This is a genomic window from Massilia cavernae (assembly GCF_003590855.1).
GTDB lineage: Bacteria > Pseudomonadota > Gammaproteobacteria > Burkholderiales > Burkholderiaceae_D > Telluria_A > Telluria_A cavernae.
Genome location: NZ_QYUP01000193.1, coordinates 1 through 17,790, shown reverse-complemented (window position 1 = coordinate 17,790; position 17,790 = coordinate 1). Strand labels below are relative to the sequence as shown.

The following is a 17,790-nucleotide window of genomic DNA, read 5'->3' as shown; positions in this document are numbered from 1 at the left end:
CGACAGGACCTGATATGAAGCTTGATTCCTACTGGCTCGATACCGCCCCGCCGTTCACGGCCGGAGCCCAGGGCCAGGTTCCCCAGCGCGCCGACGTGGTGGTTGTCGGCGGCGGCTTTACCGGCCTGTCGGCCGCCCTGGCGCTGGCGCGCCGCGGCGCGTCGGTGGTGCTGCTCGAGGCGGGCCGGGTAGCCGGCGAAGCCTCGGGCCACAATGGCGGCCAGGTCAACACCGGCCTGTTCCACGACTACGCGGATTTGTCGGCGCGCCTTGGCGAAGACAATGCGCGCACCTTCTATCACGCCTACGATGCCGCGGTCGACACGGTCGAGAACCTGGTCCGCGACGAAGGCATCGACTGCGATTTCCGCCGCTGCGGCAAGCTGAAAGTGGCGGCCAAACCCGAACACTACGCCAAGCTGCAGCGCATCCACGCCCAGCTCACGGCCTCGGTCGACCCGACCGTCGAACTGGTGCCGCCCGAGCGCATGGCCGAGGAACTGGGTTCCGCCAGCTTCCACGGCGGCCTGCTGCAGCGCGCCGGCGCCCAGATGCACATGGGTAAATTCGGCGCCGGCCTCGCGCATGCCGCAGTCCGCGCCGGCGCCGCCGTGTTCGAAAACGCAGCCGTCGGCGCGATCGACCGCATCAAGGGCGGCTTCAGGATCAGCTGCGACCGCGGCACCATCGAAGCCGGCCAGGTATTCCTCGCCACCGGCAATTCGAGCCGCGGTCCGTTCAGCTACTTCCGGCGCCGCCTGGTTTCGGTGGGCAGCTTCATCATCGTCACCGAGCCACTGGAGAAGGAAGTGCTGGACCGGCTGGTGCCGACCCGCCGCAACTACGTCACCACCAAGAACATCGGCAACTACTTCCGCGTCACGCCCGACGACCGCCTGCTGTTCGGCGGCCGCGCGCGGTTTGCGCTGTCGAACCCGAAGTCGGATGAAAAGAGCGGCCACATCCTGGCCGACACCATGTCCACCGTATTCCCCGAGCTGTCGAACACGCGCGTCGACTACTGCTGGGGAGGCCTGGTGGACATGACCTCCGACCGCCTGCCCCGCGCCGGCGAGCACGAAGGCATGTTCTATTCGCTCGGCTACAGCGGCCACGGGGCCCAGATGTCGGTCCACATGGGCCAGCTAATGGCGGACATCATGGCCGGCAACGCGGAGAAGAACCCGTGGCGCCACATGCCGTGGCCCGCGATTCCCGGCTACTTCGGCAAGGCGTGGTTCCTGCCGCTGGTGGGCGCCTACTATAAACTGCAAGACAAGCTGCACTAGGCCGCCATGAACGCCACCATTGGAAAACTGTTGTTGCAACGCTTCGCCTTCGCCGCGCTGACGCTGTTGATGGTGTCGGTGGTGGTCTTCATGATCACCAACCTGCTGCCGGGCGACGCCGCCGAGGAGTCGCTCGGCCAGGCCGCCACCCCGGAAGCCGTCGCCGCGCTGCGCGCCCAGTTCGGGCTCGACCAGCCTGCCCCGCTGCGCTACCTGCGCTGGCTGGGCGACATGGCCAGCGGCGACGCCGGCACCTCGCTGGTCAACGGCCAGCCCATCTCCGAACTGATCGGCAAGCGCCTTCCCAGCTCGCTGGTGCTGGCCGCGGCCACCGCCGCGGTCTCGGTGCCGCTGGCGCTCGCGCTGGGCATCATCTCGGCCATGTACCGCGGTTCGCTGTTCGACCGCGCCGTCAACATGACCGCGGTGTCGCTGGTGTCGGTGCCGGAGTTCCTGATCGCGACGCTGGCGGTGCTGCTGTTCGCGGTCAAGCTGCGCTGGCTGTCGGCGCTGTCGCACACCGCCGACATAGCGACCTTTGGCGCCTTCCTGAAGGCCTACGCGATGCCGGTGTTCACGCTGTGCTGCGTGATCGTGGCCCAGATGGCGCGCATGACGCGCGCCGCCGTGATCGACCAGCTCAATTCCCCGTACGTGGAAATGGCGCGCCTGAAAGGCGCCGGCCCGGTGCGCATCGTGCTGGCCCATGCGCTGCCTAACGCGGTCGGCCCGATCGCCAACGCGGTCGCCCTCAGCCTGTCCTACCTCCTGGGCGGCGTCCTGATCGTCGAAAGCATCTTCAACTACCCCGGCATCGCCAACCTGATGATCGACGCCGTCACCACCCGCGACATCCCGCTGGTGCAGGCCTGCGCCATGATCTTCTGCGGCGTCTACCTGCTGCTGGTCACGCTGGCCGACGTGCTGGCGATCGTCTCCAACCCGAGGTTACGCAACCAATGAACATCCGCGCCACTCTCTCGCCGCTGGCCATGGTTGGCCTGGCCATCACCTCGTTCTGGCTACTGATCGCCCTGGTCGGTCCCTCCATATCGCCCTACGATGCGTCGGCGCTGGTCGATGCCGAGGTGTTTGGCGCCATCAGCGCCCAGTTCCCGCTCGGGACCGACTACCTCGGCCGCGACATGCTGAGCAGGATCCTGTACGGCGCCCGCTTCACGGTGGCTCTGGCCCTGGTGGCCGCGCTGCTGGCCAGCACCGGCGGCACCTTCCTGGCGCTGTGCGCCGCCACGGCAGGCGGCTGGGTGGACGGCGCCATGAGCCGCGCCTTCGACACCCTGATCTCCATCCCCAGCAAGATGTTCGCGCTGATGATGGTGGCCTCCTTCGGCTCCTCGGTGCCGGTGCTGGTGGCCACCGCCGCCATCGGCTTCATGCCGGGCGCCTACCGCATCGCCCGCGCGCTGGCCGTGAATGTCCATGCGATGGACTTCGTGCAGGCCGCCCGTGCCCGCGGCGAGGGACTGGTCCACATCGCCGTGGTCGAGATCCTGCCGAACATGATCCGCCCGGTGCTGGCCGACTTCGGCCTGCGCTTCGTGTTCATCGTGCTGCTGCTGTCCGGCCTGTCGTTCCTGAGCCTGGGTGTGCAGCCGCCGGATGCCGACTGGGGTTCGCTGGTGCGCGAGAACATCGCGGGCCTGAGCGAAGGCGCCCCCGCCGTTCTGATGCCGGCACTGGCCATTGCTACGCTGACCATCGGCGTCAACCTGTTGATCGACAACCTGCGCGGCGGACGCGCGGGCAAGGAAGCCTGAACATGACAGCACTGGTCCATGTGGAAGACCTGCGCGTAGTAGCGCGCAACGCCGAAGGCGCCGACGTGGAAATCGTCAAGGGCGTCGGCTTCTCGATCAAGAAGGGCGAAGTGCTGGCCCTGATCGGCGAGTCCGGCTCGGGCAAGACGACCATCGCCCTGTCGCTGATGGGCTATGCCCGCAGCGGATGCCGCATCAGCGGCGGCACGGTGCGCATCGGCGAGCAGGATGTGCTGGGCCTGGACAATGCCGGCCTGGCCGCGCTGCGTGGGCGCACCGTCGCCTACATCGCGCAGAGCGCGGCGTCGGCATTCAACCCGTCCAAGACACTGATGGACCAGGTGATCGAGAGCGCCCTGATCCACCGCACCATGACGCGCGAGGCGGCCGAAGCCAAGGCGGTCGGGCTGTTCCGCGCGCTGGCCCTGCCCGACCCCGAACGGATCGGCGCGCGCTATCCGCACCAGGTGTCCGGCGGCCAGCTGCAGCGCGTGATGGCCGCGATGGCCTTCATCACCGACCCGGCGCTGGTGATCCTGGACGAGCCGACCACCGCGCTCGACGTGACCACCCAGATCGAAGTGCTGAACGCCTTCCGCAACGTGGTGCGCCAGCTGGGAACCACCGCGGTCTACGTGTCGCACGACTTGGCGGTGGTGGCGCAGATGGCCGACCGCATCGTCGTGCTGCGCGGCGGCGAGGTGCGCGAGAACAGCAGCACCCCGCGCCTGCTGTCGGCGCCCACCAGCCCCTACACCGCCAGCCTGCTAGCGGCGGCCGAACCGGCGCCGCGCCAGCTGGACCCGCTGGCGCACGGCTCCGCCCCGCTGCTGCAGGTACGCGGCCTGGTGGCCGGCTACGGCCCGCCTGACAGCAGCGGACTGCCCTCCAAGCGCATCCTGAGCGACATCGACCTGACCATCGAACGGGGCGCCACGGTTGGCGTGATCGGCGAATCCGGCTCGGGCAAGACTACGCTGGCGCGCGTGATTGCCGGCATGGTGCCGGCCGCGCGCGGGAGCATCCTGCTGGACGGCGAGCCGCTGGTCGGCGGAGCCGCCCGTACCCGCGAGCAGTTCCGCCGCGTGCAGTTCGTGTTCCAGAACGCCGACACCGCGCTCAACCCGGCGCACACCATCGAACGCATCCTGGCGCGCCCGCTGGCCTTCTACCACGGCATGGACCGCGCCGCACAGGCGAAGCGCGTGCGCGAGCTGCTCGACCTGGTCAAGCTGCCCGCCGCCGTGGCGGCGCGCCGCCCCGGCGAGCTGTCGGGCGGCCAGAAGCAGCGCATCAACCTGGCGCGCGCGCTGGCAGCGAAGCCGGACCTGATCCTGTGCGACGAGATCACCTCCGCGCTGGACACCGTGGTGGCCGCCGCCATCCTCGACCTGATGGCCGAGCTGCGCCGCGAACTGAAGGTGTCCACTCTGTTCATCAGCCACGACATCAACACGGTGCGCGCCATCTGCGACGACATCGTGGTGCTGTACGCCGGCGCCAAGGTCGAAGCCCGGCCCCGTTCGGCGCTGGCGACGCCGCCCTTCCATCCTTACTCGCACCTGCTGATCTCCTCGGTGCCGGAACTGCGCCAGGGCTGGCTGGAGGAAGTGGCGGAACGCGCGCCTGCCGGCCTGCCACCGATCGGCCCCGTTGCCTCCACGCCTGGCCTGTGCACCTTCCTGCACCGCTGCAGCGTGCGCATCGATGGCGTCTGCACCCAGACCGTGCCGCCTCGCCGCCAGCTGCCAGGCGGCGGCCAGATCCTGTGCCACCACAGCGGCCAGGCGCTGCGCACCATGCAGGCGCCGCTGCAACGCTTCGAGGAACTGGCATGAGCGCCCGTTTCGTCAGGCTGGCCGAAGCCGGCCGCGCCACCGTCCGGTTCACCATCGACGGCCGCCCGAGCGAAGCGTTCGAGGGCGACAACCTGCTGGTGGCCATCATGGGAGCGGCGCGCACGCTGCGCACTTCCGAATTCGGCGACGGCAAGCGCGCGGGCTTCTGCCTGATGGGCGCCTGCCAGGATTGCTGGGTGTGGACCGCGCAAGGCGAGCGCCTGCGCGCCTGCTCGACGCCGGTGGCCGACGGCATGCAGATCGTCACAGAGAACACGGAGGAAGCATGGCTGAACCACGCGTAATCGTCGTGGGTGCGGGGCCTGCCGGCGTACGCTGCGCCGAGCAGCTGGTGTCGGCCGGCTTGCGACCGGTGCTGATCGACGAGGGCCGCCGCGACGGCGGCCAGATCTACCGCCGCCAGCCCGCCAATTTCACGCGCAGCTACGCCACCCTGTACGGCACCGAAGCGGGGCGCGCCGAAGCGCTGCATACCAGCTTCGACCGCCTGCGCGACAAGGTCGACTACCGCAGCGAAACGCTGGCCTGGAACCTGGCCGGCGGCGAACTGCATGTGGTGAAAGACCAGCGCGCAGCGCGCATTCCCTACGACGCGCTGGTGATCTGTTCCGGCGCCACCGACCGCCTGATGCCGGTCAAGGGCTGGCACTATGCCGGCACCTACAGCCTGGGCGCGGCCCAGATCGCTCTGAAATCGCAGGCCTGCTCGATTGGGCGCCGCGTGGTGTTCATGGGCACTGGTCCCCTGCTCTACCTGGTCGCTTCGCAATACCTGAAGGCCGGCGCCAGCATCGCCGGCGTGCTCGACACCTCGCGCCTGCGCCACCAGGCGGCGGCCATGCCCAAGCTGCTCGCGCGCCCGGCCCTGCTGGCCAACGGCCTGAAATTCATCCGCGCGCTGAAGAACGCCGGCGTGCCGGTCCTGTCGGGCATCGAGCCGGTGGAAATCAGCGGCAGCGCCGATGACGGCGTATCCGGCGTGAGCTTCCGCGATGCCGGCGGCGCCCTGCGGACGATTGAATGCGACGCCGTGGCGATGGGCTATCACCTGCGTCCTGAAACCCAGCTGGCCGACCTGGCGCGCTGCGCCTTCCGTTTCGACCAGCAAGCGCGCCAGTGGTTTCCCGAGGTGAGCCTGGAAGGCCGCAGCTCGGTCCCGGGCGTGTACCTGGCGGGCGACGGCGCCCGCATCCTTGGCGCCGACGGCGCCGAGAACGCCGGCCGGCTGGCCGCGCTGTCGCTGCTGGCGGACCACGGCTACCAGGTTGACGAGACGGCTGCCGCGCGGATAGTGGGCATCCAGCAAAAAATGGACCGCTTCCGCGTGGGCCTGGTGCAAGCCTTCCCCTGGCCGCAGCAGCTGGCGGCAAAACTTCCCGACGACGCCATCGTCTGCCGCTGCGAAAGCATCACCGCGGGCGAACTGCGGCGCGTGGTGTGCGACATGGGCGCGCAGGAGGCGAACCGCGCCAAGGCGTTCAGCCGCGTGGGCATGGGGCGCTGCCAGGGCCGCTACTGCGGACAGGCCGGCGCCGAAGTCATCGCGCATGCCGCCGGCGTGCCGATCGAATCGGTGGGACGGCTGCGCGGGCAGGCCCCGGTCAAGCCGCTCAGCATCACGGTACGCGAGGACAAGGCATGAGCGAGCAACGGTCCGACGTACTGATTATCGGGGGCGGCCTCATGGGTGCTTCCACCGCTTTCTTCCTGCGCCGGCGCGGCGTGTCGGTGACCGTGCTCGAACGCGGGCTGGTGGGCCAGCAGGCCAGCGGCACCAACTTCGGCAATGTGCGCCGCCAGGCGCGCTACCTGCCGCAACTACCGCTCGCAAACCGCGCGCATGAAGTGTGGGGCAAGCTGCCGCAACTGATCGGCGAGGACGTCGAGTTCCTGCGCTCCGGCCATATCCGGGTCGCCTACATCCCCGAGCAGGTGGCGGCGATGGAGAAGTATGCGCTGGACGCGCGCGAGTACGGTCTCGACCTCGAAATGATCAGCGGCCCGCGCATGCGCGAACTGTATCCCTTCCTCGGCCGCGAAGTGCTGGCGGCGTCGCTCGCGCCGGATGACGGCCACGCCAACCCGCGCCTCACCGCGCCGGCCTTCGCGCGCGCCGCGATCCGCGATGGCGCGCAGATTTTCGAGAACACGGAAGTCGCCTCGATCGGCAAGGACGGCACCGATTTCCGTGCCGTCTGCAGCGATGGCCGCGAATTCCGCGCACCGGCCCTGCTGATCGCCAGCGGCGCCTGGGGCGACGCGATGAGCGCGCAGTTCGGCGAGCCCGTCCCGATGGCCGTGCGCGGCCCGCAGATGGGCGTGACGGAGCCGGTCCCCTACCGCATCGGTCCTGCCGTCGGCGTGGCGACGAAAGAGCTGCACGAGATGCTGTACTTCCGCCAGGTCAAGCGCGGCAACATCGTCTTCGGCGGCTGCGGCCGCGGCCCGGCCGACGCGGTCACGCGCCGAGCCTACGTGCTGCCCGAGCATACCCTGACGCAGTTCACCCAGCTGGCGCGCCTCGCGCCGGCGGTCGCGCGGCTGAACATCATCCGCGTCTGGAGCGGCATCGAAGGCTATATGGACGACAGCCTGCCCGTGATGTGCCAGAGCGCCCGCGTCAGCGGCCTGCACTATGCCTTCGGTTTCAGCGGCCACGGCTTCCAGCTCGGCCCCGGCGTGGGCGAGGTGATGGCGGAACTGATCGCGACCGGCGCCACGTCGACGCCGATCGCGCCCTTCCACATCGGCCGCTTTGCGCCGCAGCAGGCAGCGGCAGGCGCCAGCCCCGCCGGCATTCCCGTGCTGGCCCGGCCATGAAAGCCGGCATGTGCCGCTTCCTCAAGACCCTGCTTCTGTGGATGCTGATCGCCGTGCGCGGTGCCAAGCAGAAACCAGCATTAGCGGGAGTTTGCCTCCCGGGCCGTGCGCAGCAAAAGATGCTGAGCAGGCACACCAATTCACGATTTTGAGCGTTGCGAGGTACCTCCAACGCAGTAATCGCCCGCCGCCTGTATGGTGTAATGAAGTCACTGCAAAGGCTGGCGGCGCGCTGTGCGTCAACCGTCCGTGCCGGTCCCACCTGTCGTTGTCAAGGAAAGATCACCAGTGAAGCTGGGCTGCTCACACTACCGATTAATTGCGGCCATCGTGATGTTTTTCATGATGGGCCTCCAATTCGCCAATGGCCACTCGACATCCCACCTCCAGCTCGAACACCGCCATCCAGGCGTAGCAGCGTACGAAAGCGCCGCGGACGGCGGCCATCATCACGACCACGATGATGTCCCGACGCTGGATGAAGAGAGCGAGAAGCATACGCACAAGCACGACCCGGGCGACCATACCCACGACCTCCCGCTTCGCCTGGTCCGCGCGACCATCGAATTCGCGTTCCTGCCTGACTGGCACCCCGCCACGCCGGTTTCCGTGCACTCCAATACTCTCTATCCGCTCGAGCGCCCGCCGAAGCGCGTCTCCGCTGCCTGACCGAGTTCCACGCGCGGCTGCACCAGCCGGCGTGTGACCTTTTCAATCCGCTTTGGAGAACCTCATGTTTACACTCCCGTATTCCGGGGGCGTGGGCCCGCTTGCGCATGCACAGCGGCTTCGCCTCCTATGGTGCGCCGCCGGCGCCCTGCTTCTCTACGTGCTTGCCACCTCCGCCGCACAAGCCCACGGCATCGCCGATGGCGACAAAGGCTATATCCAGGAAATCAGCGGCGTCCATTTTTTGCCGTTCATGTACCTCGGCGCCAAGCACATGTTCACTGGCTATGACCACATCCTCTTCCTGTTCGGAGTGATCTTCTTCCTTTACAAGCTGAAGGACATCGGCCTGTATGTCAGCCTGTTCGCCGTCGGCCACTCGACGACGATGATGCTGGGCGTGTTCTTTGGAACCAGCATCAACGGCTACCTGATCGACGCCATCATCGGCCTGTCCGTGGCGTACAAGGCGCTCGACAATGTCGGCGCTTTCCAGCGCTGGTTCGGCGTTCAGCCCAACACCAAGGTGGCGACACTCGTATTCGGCCTGTTCCATGGTTTCGGCCTGGCCACCAAGGTGCAGGAATACGAGATATCGCCCGACGGCCTGCTGGCGAACATGGTCGCCTTCAACATCGGTGTCGAGGCTGGCCAGTTGCTGGCGCTCGCGACCATCCTGATCGCCATGGGCTTCTGGCGCCGCACCGACAGTTTCATGCGCCATGCCTACACCGCCAACATCGCCATGATGACCTGCGGGTTCTTGCTGATCGGCTACCAGCTGACCGGCTACTTCACTCTTTGATCGGAACCAATCATGTACAACACTGATATGCCGAGCCGCGCCGAGCTCCCAAGCACCCAAAAACTGTTGCGCTCCACCGCCGCCGCCATCGTTGTGGCAGGAGTGCTGCTGTCCACCGTTGTGATGCCTTCCGAATACGGCATCGATCCTACCGGCCTCGGCAGCGCTTTCGGCCTGACCGAAATGGGAAAGATAAAGGCAGCGCTTGCGGCAGAAGCTGCCGCGGACGAAGCTGCCTCCCCACGCGCGCCAAAAACGCCGCCGGCCGCAATCGCGGCTGCCGCCGCTCCGGCGGCACCCAAGGCCGAGGCCAGCGCCGCACCGCTCGCGGCAGCCGGCGCTGTGCGCTCGGACGAAATGAGCGTGTCGCTCAAGCCTGGCGAGGGGACGGAAGTAAAGATGGCGATGGTGAAAGGCGCCACCGTGCACTATGAATGGAAGACCGACGGCGGCCTGGTCAATCACGACACCCACGGCGACCCTGCGAACGGGCCGGCGAACACCTTCCACCGCTACAAGAAGGAGAAACAGGTGTCCGGAAACAGCGGCGATTTCGAAGCTGTCTTCGACGGCAACCATGGCTGGTTCTGGCGCAACCGCAGCGACAAGGAGGTCAAGATATTCCTGAAGACGACCGGCGCTTACTCAAGCATCAAGCGAATGATGTAAGCGCGGCGGCGCCGCGCGGCAGCTGGCGCGGCGCCTGCATCCACACCAGATTTCGTCACATCAAAAAAATCACCTATCAGGAATCTCATGCAATCTTTACGCCCTCGTACCCTGGCCTTATTCCTGGTCGCAACCTATCCACTGATCGCCGCCGCAACAGAGGCGGATTTGCCGGCGGAGGAAGCGGCTGCGGTACCAGCAAAGCAGCAGGACAAAGTCGTTGTCGTGACCGCCCAGCGACAGGGCTACCGTGCGCTGTCCGCCACGGGCGCCACCAAGACCGATACGTTGTTAATAGATGAAATACACTGCCAGGCCCAGGACGAGCCAGATACCGAAAGCAATCCAGGTTGACTTGCTCAGGAAGGTCATCAAGGCCACGCAGGCTACGATGGCCAGAGCCGGCACATACGGAACGCCAGGGCAGCGGAATGCCCGGTGCAGGTCCGGGCGCTTCTTGCGCAGGCCGACGATCCACGTCGCCAGGAACGGGGTTCCGTATGTCGGATGAATGGTCGCGAGGCGCTTTGGCAGCAGGCCGTCGCGCGCCATCGCGAAGATGATGCGGGTCTGGCCAAAACTCATCACCAGGATCACGGTCGGCGAATTCGAAGCTGTCTTCGACGGCAACCACGGCTGGTTCTGGCGCAACCGCAGCGACAAGGAGGTCAGGATATTCCTGAAGACGAATGGCGCTTACTTAAGCATCAAACGAATGATGTAAGATTAAGAGCGCGGCGGCGCCGCGCGGCAGTTGGCGCGGCGCCCGCATCCACACCAGTTCTCGTCACATCAAAAAAATCACCTATCGGGAATCTCATGCATTCTTTACGCCCTCGTACCCTGGCCTTATTCGTGGCCGCAACCTATCCACTCATCGCCGCCGCAACAGAGGCGGATGTGCCGGCAGAGGAAGCGGCCGCGGTACCAGCAAAGCAGCACGAAGTTGTTGTCGTGACCGCCCAAAGGCCGGGCTACCGTGCGCTGTCCGCCACCGGCGCCACTAAGACCGATACGTTGTTGAAAGACCTGCCGCAAAGCGTGCGGGTGATCACCGGAGAGTTGTTGAAGGACGTCGGTGTGACCACGCTGGCAGGCGCGCTCGACCTGGCAAGCGGCATTTCGCGCCAGAGCAACCTGGGCGGCCTGTGGGACAGCTATGCGATGCGCGGCTTTACCGGCGACCCTAACTTCGGCTCCGACTACATGGTCAATGGCTTCAGCTCCAGCCGCGGCTACAACGGCCTGCGCGATTCGGCCGGCACCCAGAGCGTCGAAGTGCTGAAAGGGCCGGCATCGGCCCTGTATGGCCGCGGCGAGCCAGGCGGAACCATCAATATCACAACCAAGAAGCCGCGCTTCGATCCGGCCTACGTGGTGGACTTTTCCGTCAGCAGCTACCAGACCTACCGCACCGCCGTCGACCTGACCGGCCCGCTCAGCGACACGATGGAGTACCGCCTGAACGCCGCCCACGAGCAGGGCGACAGCTTCCGCGACACCCTGCACTACAAGCGCTCGTTCATCTCGCCCTCGTTCATCTGGCTGCTGGGCGAGTCGACCACGATTTCCTACGAAGTCGAGGCATCGAAGCAGGACACTCCGTTCGACCGCGGCGTGGTGGCGGTGAACGGGGTACTGGGCCTGATCCCGAATTCGCGCTTCCTGGGCGAGCCCGGCGACGGTCCGACCACCGTCGAATCGCTCGGACAGCAGCTGTTCATCGAACACCAGTTGAACGACGACTGGAAGGTGCAGACCGGCGTGTCCTACCGCGACAGCTCGATGAAGGGCTTCTCGACCGAAGCGAACAACCTGCTGGCGGACGGCCAGACCCTGCGCCGCCAGCGCCGCCACCGCGACTCCTCGGCCACCGACATGTCCGGCCGCCTGGAAGTGCTGGGCAAGTTCAGCATCGCGTCGATGGTGCACAGCGTGCTGTTCGGCGTGGACGGCTACAAGTTCGACGACACCCGCCTGCACCTGCGCCGCAATCCTTCGGCCACCAACCCGTACGCGATCAACATCTACAACCCGGTGTACGGTGGCGTCGCCGACCCGCTGGCGGTGGCGATCAACACGGTCGAGGAACAGAGCTCGCACGGCTTCTACGCCCAGGACCAGATCGACCTGACGGAGCAGTGGAAGGCCATGGTGGGCGTGCGCTACGACAGCTACGACCAGACCGTCACCAACCGCGGCTTCGCCCTGTCGAATTCCCAGTCGCTGTCGGCCACCAGCCCGCGCGCCGGCCTGGTCTACCAGCCGACCAAGGAGATTTCGCTGTACGTGACCGCGGCCAAGGGCTTCCGCCCGAACAGCGGCATCAGCATCGACAACAAGGCCTTCCCGGCCGAGGAAAGCAAGTCCTACGAAGTCGGCGGCAAGCTCGAAACCGCCGACGGCAAGATCATCGGCACGCTGGCGGTCTACAAGATCTCGAAAGAGAACGTGCTGACCACCAATCCGCTCAATACCGACTTCTCGATCTCGGCCGGCGAAGTAGGCAGCAAGGGCATCGAACTGGACGTATCGGGCGAAATCTGGAAAAACGTGCGGATGTCGGCGGCCTATGCCTACACCGATGCCACGGTAACCAAAGGCGACAACCTCATCAAGACCGGCGCCCAGTTCCCAAACGTGCCGAAACACAGCGGCAGCGCCGTGCTCACCAGGATGTTCAAGATCGGTGAGGCCAGCGCCTCGCTGGGTGGCGGCTTCATCTACGTCGGCGAACGGCTTGGCGACGTCGCGGCCACCACCAGCTTCCGCCTGCCTGGCTACACGACCGCGCGCCTGATTTCGTCGTACTCGCCGACCAAGAAGCTGCGCCTGTCGCTGAACGTCGACAACCTGTTCGACAAGGAGTACTACGCGAGTTCGTACAGCCAGGTGTGGATCGCGCCGGGCACCGCACGTACCGTGACGCTGAACCTTCAGTATAGGTTCTGACGTACATCCGGCGCCCGATGCCAGGCAGCATCAGGCGCCGATATCGGCGCATTGCGGTTTGCGCCGATTTACGCCTCGTGAAACGCCTCTTCCCGCTTCTTCCGCAAGGTCGGCAACAGCACGATAATCATCGCCGCCACGGCCAGCCCTAGCATCACCGCGCTGATCGGCCGCTGCACGAACACGAACGGATCGCTGCGCGACAACAGCAGCGCGCGCCGCAGGTACTCTTCCATCATCGGTCCGATGATGAAGCCAAGCAGCATCGGCGCCGGTTCGGCGCCCAGTTTCGCGCAGATGTAGCCAAACAGTCCGAACAAGGCCATCAGCCAGATGTCGAAGTCGCTGTTGTTCAGGCTGAACACGCCAATCGAGCAGAACATCAGGATCGCCGGGAACAGCCTGTGGTACGGCACGGTGATCATCTTGACCCACAGCCCGATCATCGGCAGGTTCAGCACCACGAGGAAGAAGTTACCGATCCACATCGACGCGATCAGGCCCCAGAACAGCGCCGGCTGCTCGGTCATGACGGCCGGGCCCGGCTGTATGCCCTGGATGATCATGGCGCCGATCATCAGCGCCATCACCGGATTCGACGGAATACCCAGCGTCAGCATCGGGATGAACGAGGTCTGGGCGCCGGCGTTGTTGGCGGCCTCCGGCGCCGCCACGCCTTCGATCGCGCCTTTGCCGAACTGGGCGGAATTCTTCGATACCTTCTTTTCGATCGAGTACGACGCGAACGAGGCGAGCATGGCGCCGCCGCCGGGAAGGATCCCCAGCGCCGAACCGAGGATGGTTCCGCGGAACACGGGCGCGATGATGCGCTTGAAGTCGTCCTTGCTCAGCATCAGCCCGGACACTTTCTTCATGACCAGGTTGCGTGTTTCGTCGTGCTCGAGGTTGCGAACGATTTCACCGATGCCGAACATGCCCATTGCCACGATGACGAAGTTGATGCCGTCTGCCATTTCCGGCATGTCGAAGGTATAGCGTGCGGTGCCGGAATTGACGTCGGTTCCAATCAGACCCAGCAACAGGCCAAGCAGCACCATGCCGACGGCGTTGAGCAGCGATCCGCTGGCGAGCACGACTGAAGCGACCAGGCCCAGCGTCACCAGCGAGAAGTATTCCGCCGGCCCGAACTTGAGCGCCAGGTCGGCCAGCGGCGGCGCGAACAGCGCCAGCAGCACGGTGGCCACCGTGCCCGCAAAGAACGATCCCAGCGCGGCGGTGGCGAGCGCCTTGCCGGCGTGCCCATTGCGCGCCATCTGGTAGCCGTCGATGGCCGTAACGACCGAAGATGATTCTCCCGGTAAATTGACCAGGATGGCCGTGGTCGAACCGCCGTACTGTGCGCCGTAGTAAATCCCCGACAGCATGATCAGCGCCGAGATCGGCGGCAGGCCGAAGGTGGCCGGCAGCAGCATGGCGATGGTGGCGACCGGCCCGAGGCCAGGCAGCACGCCCACCGCGGTGCCGACGAACACGCCGATCAGGCAGTACATCAGGTTGGTCAGCGTGAACGCTGTCTCGAAGCCAAGGGCCAGGTGATTGATAAGTTCCATGAGCCCTCCCCTAGAACCCAAGCCACGGGCCGAAGGCCGCCATCGGCAAGCCGAGCAGCTTCGCGAACACCAGCACGCTGAACGCGGCCAGGCCCGCCGCCAGCGCAAGCACTTCACGCCAGCGGAATTTCGGGCTGGCGAAGGCGCTCACCAGGACAAGCACAATGATCGCGGGCACCAGCCCGGCACCGCGCATCAGGACTCCGAACAGGATCTCCGCCGCCAGCACCAGCACCAGTTCCTTGATATGGAACCTGCCCACCGCTTCGCCGTGGCGCACGAACGCACGCGCAGCTGCGCCCACGCCGACCAGGGCCAGCATGCCGCCCAGAATGGTTGGAAAGTAAGCCGGGCCCATTCGCCCGGCGCTGCCCATCGGGTAGTCGCGGCCGATAAACACGGCGGCCAGCCCGAAGAACAGGAAAATTATGCCGATCCAAAAGTCTTTTGGATGGCGGATCGAAGTTTTCACAGCGCGTCCCCTCATTGATTCTTATATTGAAAAGGGCAGCGCCGCTTGCGCAGCCCTGCCCTTCCGGCGTTACGGCTGCGCGAGCCTTACTCGATGGTGACCTTGGCCTGTTTCACCAGCTTTGCGAAGCGGTCGGTATCGGTGCGGATCTGGGTGGCCATCTGCGTTGCCGTGTTACCGACAGGGACGGCGCCGATTTCGTCCATGCGTTTCTTGAATTCCGGCGAGTTGGCGATCTTGACGAGTTCGGCATTCAGGCGCGCCACCACGTCCTTTGGTGTAGCTACCGGAGCCAGCACGCCGAACCACGTGCCCTGGTCGAAGCCCTTCAGGCCCGATTCGTCCAGGGTCGGCACGTCCGGCAGCGCGGCCGAGCGCTTGATCGTCGTCACCGCCAACGCGCGCAGCTTGCCGGCGCGAATGTGCGACAGCACCGGCGTCACGGTATCGAAGGACATGTCGATCTGGCCGCCCAGCAAATCGATCGTCAGCGGGCCGCTGCCCTTGTATGGCACGTGCATCAGGTCGACGCCGCTGGCCATGCTGAACTGGGCCGCGATCAGGTGCTGGCCGGTGCCGTTGCCGTTCGAGCCGTAGGTCATCTTGCCCGGCGATTTTCTGGCCAGTGCGATCAGTTCCTTGACGTTCCTGGCCGGCACATTCGGGTTCACCACCAGCACGTTCGGCACCATGGCCACCGTGCTCACCGGCGCCAGGTCGCGCTGGAAGTCGTACGGCAACTTCTTGTAGACGCTGGTGGCGATGGTGTGGTGCACCGCGCCCACCAGCAAGGTGTAGCCGTCCGGCTTGGCCTTGGCCACGTAATCGGCCCCGATGGTGGCGCCCGCGCCCGGCTTGTTTTCGACGATGACCGGCTGGCCCAGCACCTTGCTCAGCTCCTGGCCCATGGTGCGTGCGATGGCGTCGGTCGTGCCGCCGGTAGCGAACGGGACGATGATGCTGACGGTCTTGGCAGGCCATGCCTGGGCCATCGCCGCGCTGCCGCTACCTAGCAGTGCCGCCATCGCGGCGAGTTGGACGAGGCGCGGGAACTGGTGGGATTGATTACGCATGGTTGTCTCCTGATAGCGTTATTGGTGGGTTTCGGCCCTTGCGGTACGGTTGCCATCGGCAAAGTCCGCCCTGTATTGTGTTTCTGGGCTTGGGACGAATATACGGCTTGCACCAGTTAAAAGATGACGCTAAAGTTGAAGCATTATCAAAATTGATTCAACAATGTCCACTCCCATCAACGCACATTCCGAAATGGCGTTCTTCAGCCTGCTGGTTCGGGCCGGCAGCCTGTCGGCCGCCGCGCGCGAGCTGAACGTCACCACGGCCGGCGTCAGCAAGCGCCTCAGCCAGATGGAGGCCCGCCTGGGCGCACGGCTGCTGCACCGGACCACGCGCCGCATCGGCCTCACCGCCGAAGGCGAGATATACCTGTCGAACGCGCGCCGCATCCTGGCCGACATCGAGGACATGGAGCAGATGATCACCAGCGCCGGCAGCGCGCCCAAGGGCCTGCTGCGCGTGAACGCGACGCTGGGCTTCGGCCGCAGCCACGTCGCGCCGCTGATCTCCGCCTTCCACAAGCGCTACCCGGACGTCGACATCCAGCTGCAGGTGACGGTGAACCCGCCATCGGTGATCGAGGATGCCTGCGACGTGTGGATCAGGTTCGGCGAACCGCCGGATACGCGCGTGATCGCGCGCCGGCTTGCGTCCAACCGCCGCCTGATCTGCGCAGCGCCCTCCTACCTCGAACGCCACGGCACGCCGCGCGTTCCCAACGACCTTGCACAGCATAGCTGCATTGGTATCCGCCAGGGGGAAGAAGGTTATGGAATCTGGCACCTGTCGCAGGGCCAGCGCACCGAAACGGTCAAGGTGCGGGGAGCGCTCAGTACCAACGACGGGGAAATCGCGGTCAACTGGGCGCTGGAAGGGAACGGCATCATCATGCGCGCCGAATGGAATATCGCCAAATACCTGGAAAGCGGCCGCCTCCGGCAGGTACTGGCGAACTGGGACACGCCGCCGGCCGACATCTACGCGGTCTATCCGTACCAGCTGCAGACCGCCGCGCGGGTACGCACGTTTGTCGACTTTGTCGCCGAAGCCTTTGCCTCGGCGACGCCGCTGGGACAGTAGTTCCTTGCCTTGATCAGAACGAGTGGCGCACGCCCAGGTTGAAGGCGCGGTCGCCGCTGCCCGACTCGGAGTTGTTGGCCACCGTGTAGCCCGCGCCGTTCTTGTTGTCGATGGAGCCGTACGCGGTATAGAAGCTGGTACGCCTCGACAGCGGATGCAGGTAGCCCACTCCCCACGAACTGGCGTCCTGGTTGAAGCTGGTCTTGTCATCCTTGCGCATCACCGATGCCAGCAGTGTGCCGCTGCCTATCGGCGCCGACAAGCCTACCAGGATCTCGTTGCCGTCGGTGGATGCGGTTGGCCGCACGCCGCCGAAGGGATTGCTGGTGTTGCCGAGCGGCGCCGCATTGAAGCCCTCGTCCACGTTGTATGCAAAGTAGGCCTTGACCACCTTGAAGTCGTAGTTCACGGCCAGCAGCGTGTTCCTGCCGACCGAGCGGTCTACCGCCACCACGCCCGGCGCCGCGGCGATGTCCGAGTTCTTGTGGTTATGGGCCAGTCGCACATTGAGCGGGCCTTTCGAGTAGCCGACCGATGCGCCGATCTGGCGTCCGGCACTGGCGCTGCCGCCCTGCTCGCCCGCGCTGTATGCCAGGTCCGCGGTGAAGCCCGCCGTTGCGGGCGCCGTGTACATCACCGTGTTGCTGGTGCGGACGTTCGAGCCAAAATCGGGGAACAGGTTTTTCGAGCCGCCGGCATACCCAGTCGAAAACGGATCGGCCACCTGCGCCAGCGCCTGGTGCCACGGCGTG

Annotated in this window: 16 protein-coding genes and 1 pseudogene; 12 read left to right on the top strand and 5 right to left on the bottom strand. The window is 65.8% G+C overall.

The window, feature by feature from the left end:
• Positions 1-14 precede the first annotated feature (14 nt).
• From D3872_RS24195 to D3872_RS24150, 10 genes are all read left to right on the top strand, one after another.
• The gene (locus tag D3872_RS24195; RefSeq protein ID WP_119813157.1) at positions 15-1,289 is read left to right on the top strand and encodes an NAD(P)/FAD-dependent oxidoreductase; all 1,275 of its coding nucleotides are present in this window, start codon (positions 15-17) and stop codon (positions 1,287-1,289) included.
• A gap of 6 nt (positions 1,290-1,295) precedes the next feature.
• Positions 1,296-2,252 carry an ABC transporter permease gene (locus tag D3872_RS24190; protein ID WP_119813156.1) on the top strand — a complete coding sequence of 319 codons (957 nt, stop codon included), beginning with the start codon at positions 1,296-1,298 and terminating at the stop codon, positions 2,250-2,252.
• A complete protein-coding gene (locus tag D3872_RS24185; protein ID WP_119813155.1) occupies positions 2,249-3,067 on the top strand; it encodes an ABC transporter permease in 819 nt (272 codons plus the stop codon). The genes D3872_RS24190 and D3872_RS24185 overlap by 4 nt, the downstream gene beginning before the upstream one ends.
• Positions 3,068-3,069: 2 nt before the next feature.
• Entirely contained in the window at positions 3,070-4,905 is a 1,836-nt protein-coding gene (locus D3872_RS24180) for an ABC transporter ATP-binding protein (protein WP_119813154.1), read from the top strand.
• Entirely contained in the window at positions 4,902-5,210 is a 309-nt protein-coding gene (locus D3872_RS24175; protein WP_119813153.1) for a (2Fe-2S)-binding protein, read from the top strand. Before D3872_RS24180 ends, D3872_RS24175 begins: the two co-directional genes overlap by 4 nt.
• Positions 5,192-6,568, top strand: a complete 1,377-nt coding sequence (locus D3872_RS24170; RefSeq protein WP_119813152.1) for an FAD/NAD(P)-dependent oxidoreductase — start codon at positions 5,192-5,194, stop codon at positions 6,566-6,568. The genes D3872_RS24175 and D3872_RS24170 overlap by 19 nt, the downstream gene beginning before the upstream one ends.
• The gene (locus D3872_RS24165) at positions 6,565-7,746 is read left to right on the top strand and encodes an NAD(P)/FAD-dependent oxidoreductase (RefSeq protein ID WP_119813151.1); all 1,182 of its coding nucleotides are present in this window, start codon (positions 6,565-6,567) and stop codon (positions 7,744-7,746) included. Before D3872_RS24170 ends, D3872_RS24165 begins: the two co-directional genes overlap by 4 nt.
• Before the next feature lie 288 nt (positions 7,747-8,034).
• Positions 8,035-8,415 carry a hypothetical protein gene (locus tag D3872_RS24160; protein WP_119813150.1) on the top strand — a complete coding sequence of 127 codons (381 nt, stop codon included), beginning with the start codon at positions 8,035-8,037 and terminating at the stop codon, positions 8,413-8,415.
• A 64-nt stretch (positions 8,416-8,479) separates the two neighbouring features.
• Complete coding sequence (locus D3872_RS24155; RefSeq protein WP_119813149.1) at positions 8,480-9,220, top strand: HupE/UreJ family protein; 741 nt, start codon at positions 8,480-8,482, stop codon at positions 9,218-9,220.
• 12 nt (positions 9,221-9,232) lie between these two features.
• Positions 9,233-9,889, top strand: coding sequence for a transmembrane anchor protein (locus tag D3872_RS24150; RefSeq protein WP_119813148.1), 657 nt, complete (start codon positions 9,233-9,235; stop codon positions 9,887-9,889).
• A 291-nt stretch (positions 9,890-10,180) separates the two neighbouring features.
• Here D3872_RS24150 and D3872_RS24145 read toward each other — a convergent pair.
• A pseudogene (locus D3872_RS24145) lies at positions 10,181-10,489 on the bottom strand (amino acid permease C-terminal domain-containing protein); the annotation flags it as partial.
• 255 nt (positions 10,490-10,744) lie between these two features.
• Here D3872_RS24145 and D3872_RS24140 point away from each other — a divergent pair.
• Entirely contained in the window at positions 10,745-12,841 is a 2,097-nt protein-coding gene (locus tag D3872_RS24140) for a TonB-dependent siderophore receptor (RefSeq protein ID WP_229459506.1), read from the top strand.
• Between the two features lie 68 nt (positions 12,842-12,909).
• Here the strand turns inward: D3872_RS24140 and D3872_RS24135 are convergent, their stop codons facing one another.
• From D3872_RS24135 to D3872_RS24125, 3 genes are all read right to left on the bottom strand, one after another.
• Entirely contained in the window at positions 12,910-14,412 is a 1,503-nt protein-coding gene (locus D3872_RS24135) for a tripartite tricarboxylate transporter permease (protein ID WP_119813145.1), read from the bottom strand.
• Between the two features lie 10 nt (positions 14,413-14,422).
• Positions 14,423-14,884, bottom strand: a complete 462-nt coding sequence (locus D3872_RS24130) for a tripartite tricarboxylate transporter TctB family protein (protein ID WP_119813144.1) — start codon at positions 14,882-14,884, stop codon at positions 14,423-14,425.
• Positions 14,885-14,970: 86 nt separating this feature from the next.
• Entirely contained in the window at positions 14,971-15,957 is a 987-nt protein-coding gene (locus tag D3872_RS24125) for a Bug family tripartite tricarboxylate transporter substrate binding protein (protein ID WP_119813143.1), read from the bottom strand.
• A gap of 163 nt (positions 15,958-16,120) precedes the next feature.
• Between D3872_RS24125 and D3872_RS24120 the strand changes: the two genes are divergently transcribed.
• Positions 16,121-17,038, top strand: a complete 918-nt coding sequence (locus D3872_RS24120; RefSeq protein ID WP_119813142.1) for a LysR family transcriptional regulator — start codon at positions 16,121-16,123, stop codon at positions 17,036-17,038.
• A 13-nt stretch (positions 17,039-17,051) separates the two neighbouring features.
• On the opposite strand, the gene D3872_RS24115 is transcribed toward D3872_RS24120, so the two are convergent.
• Positions 17,052-17,790, bottom strand: a 739-nt coding sequence (locus D3872_RS24115) for a porin (protein WP_147373995.1), incomplete at its 5' end; no start/stop codon positions are given.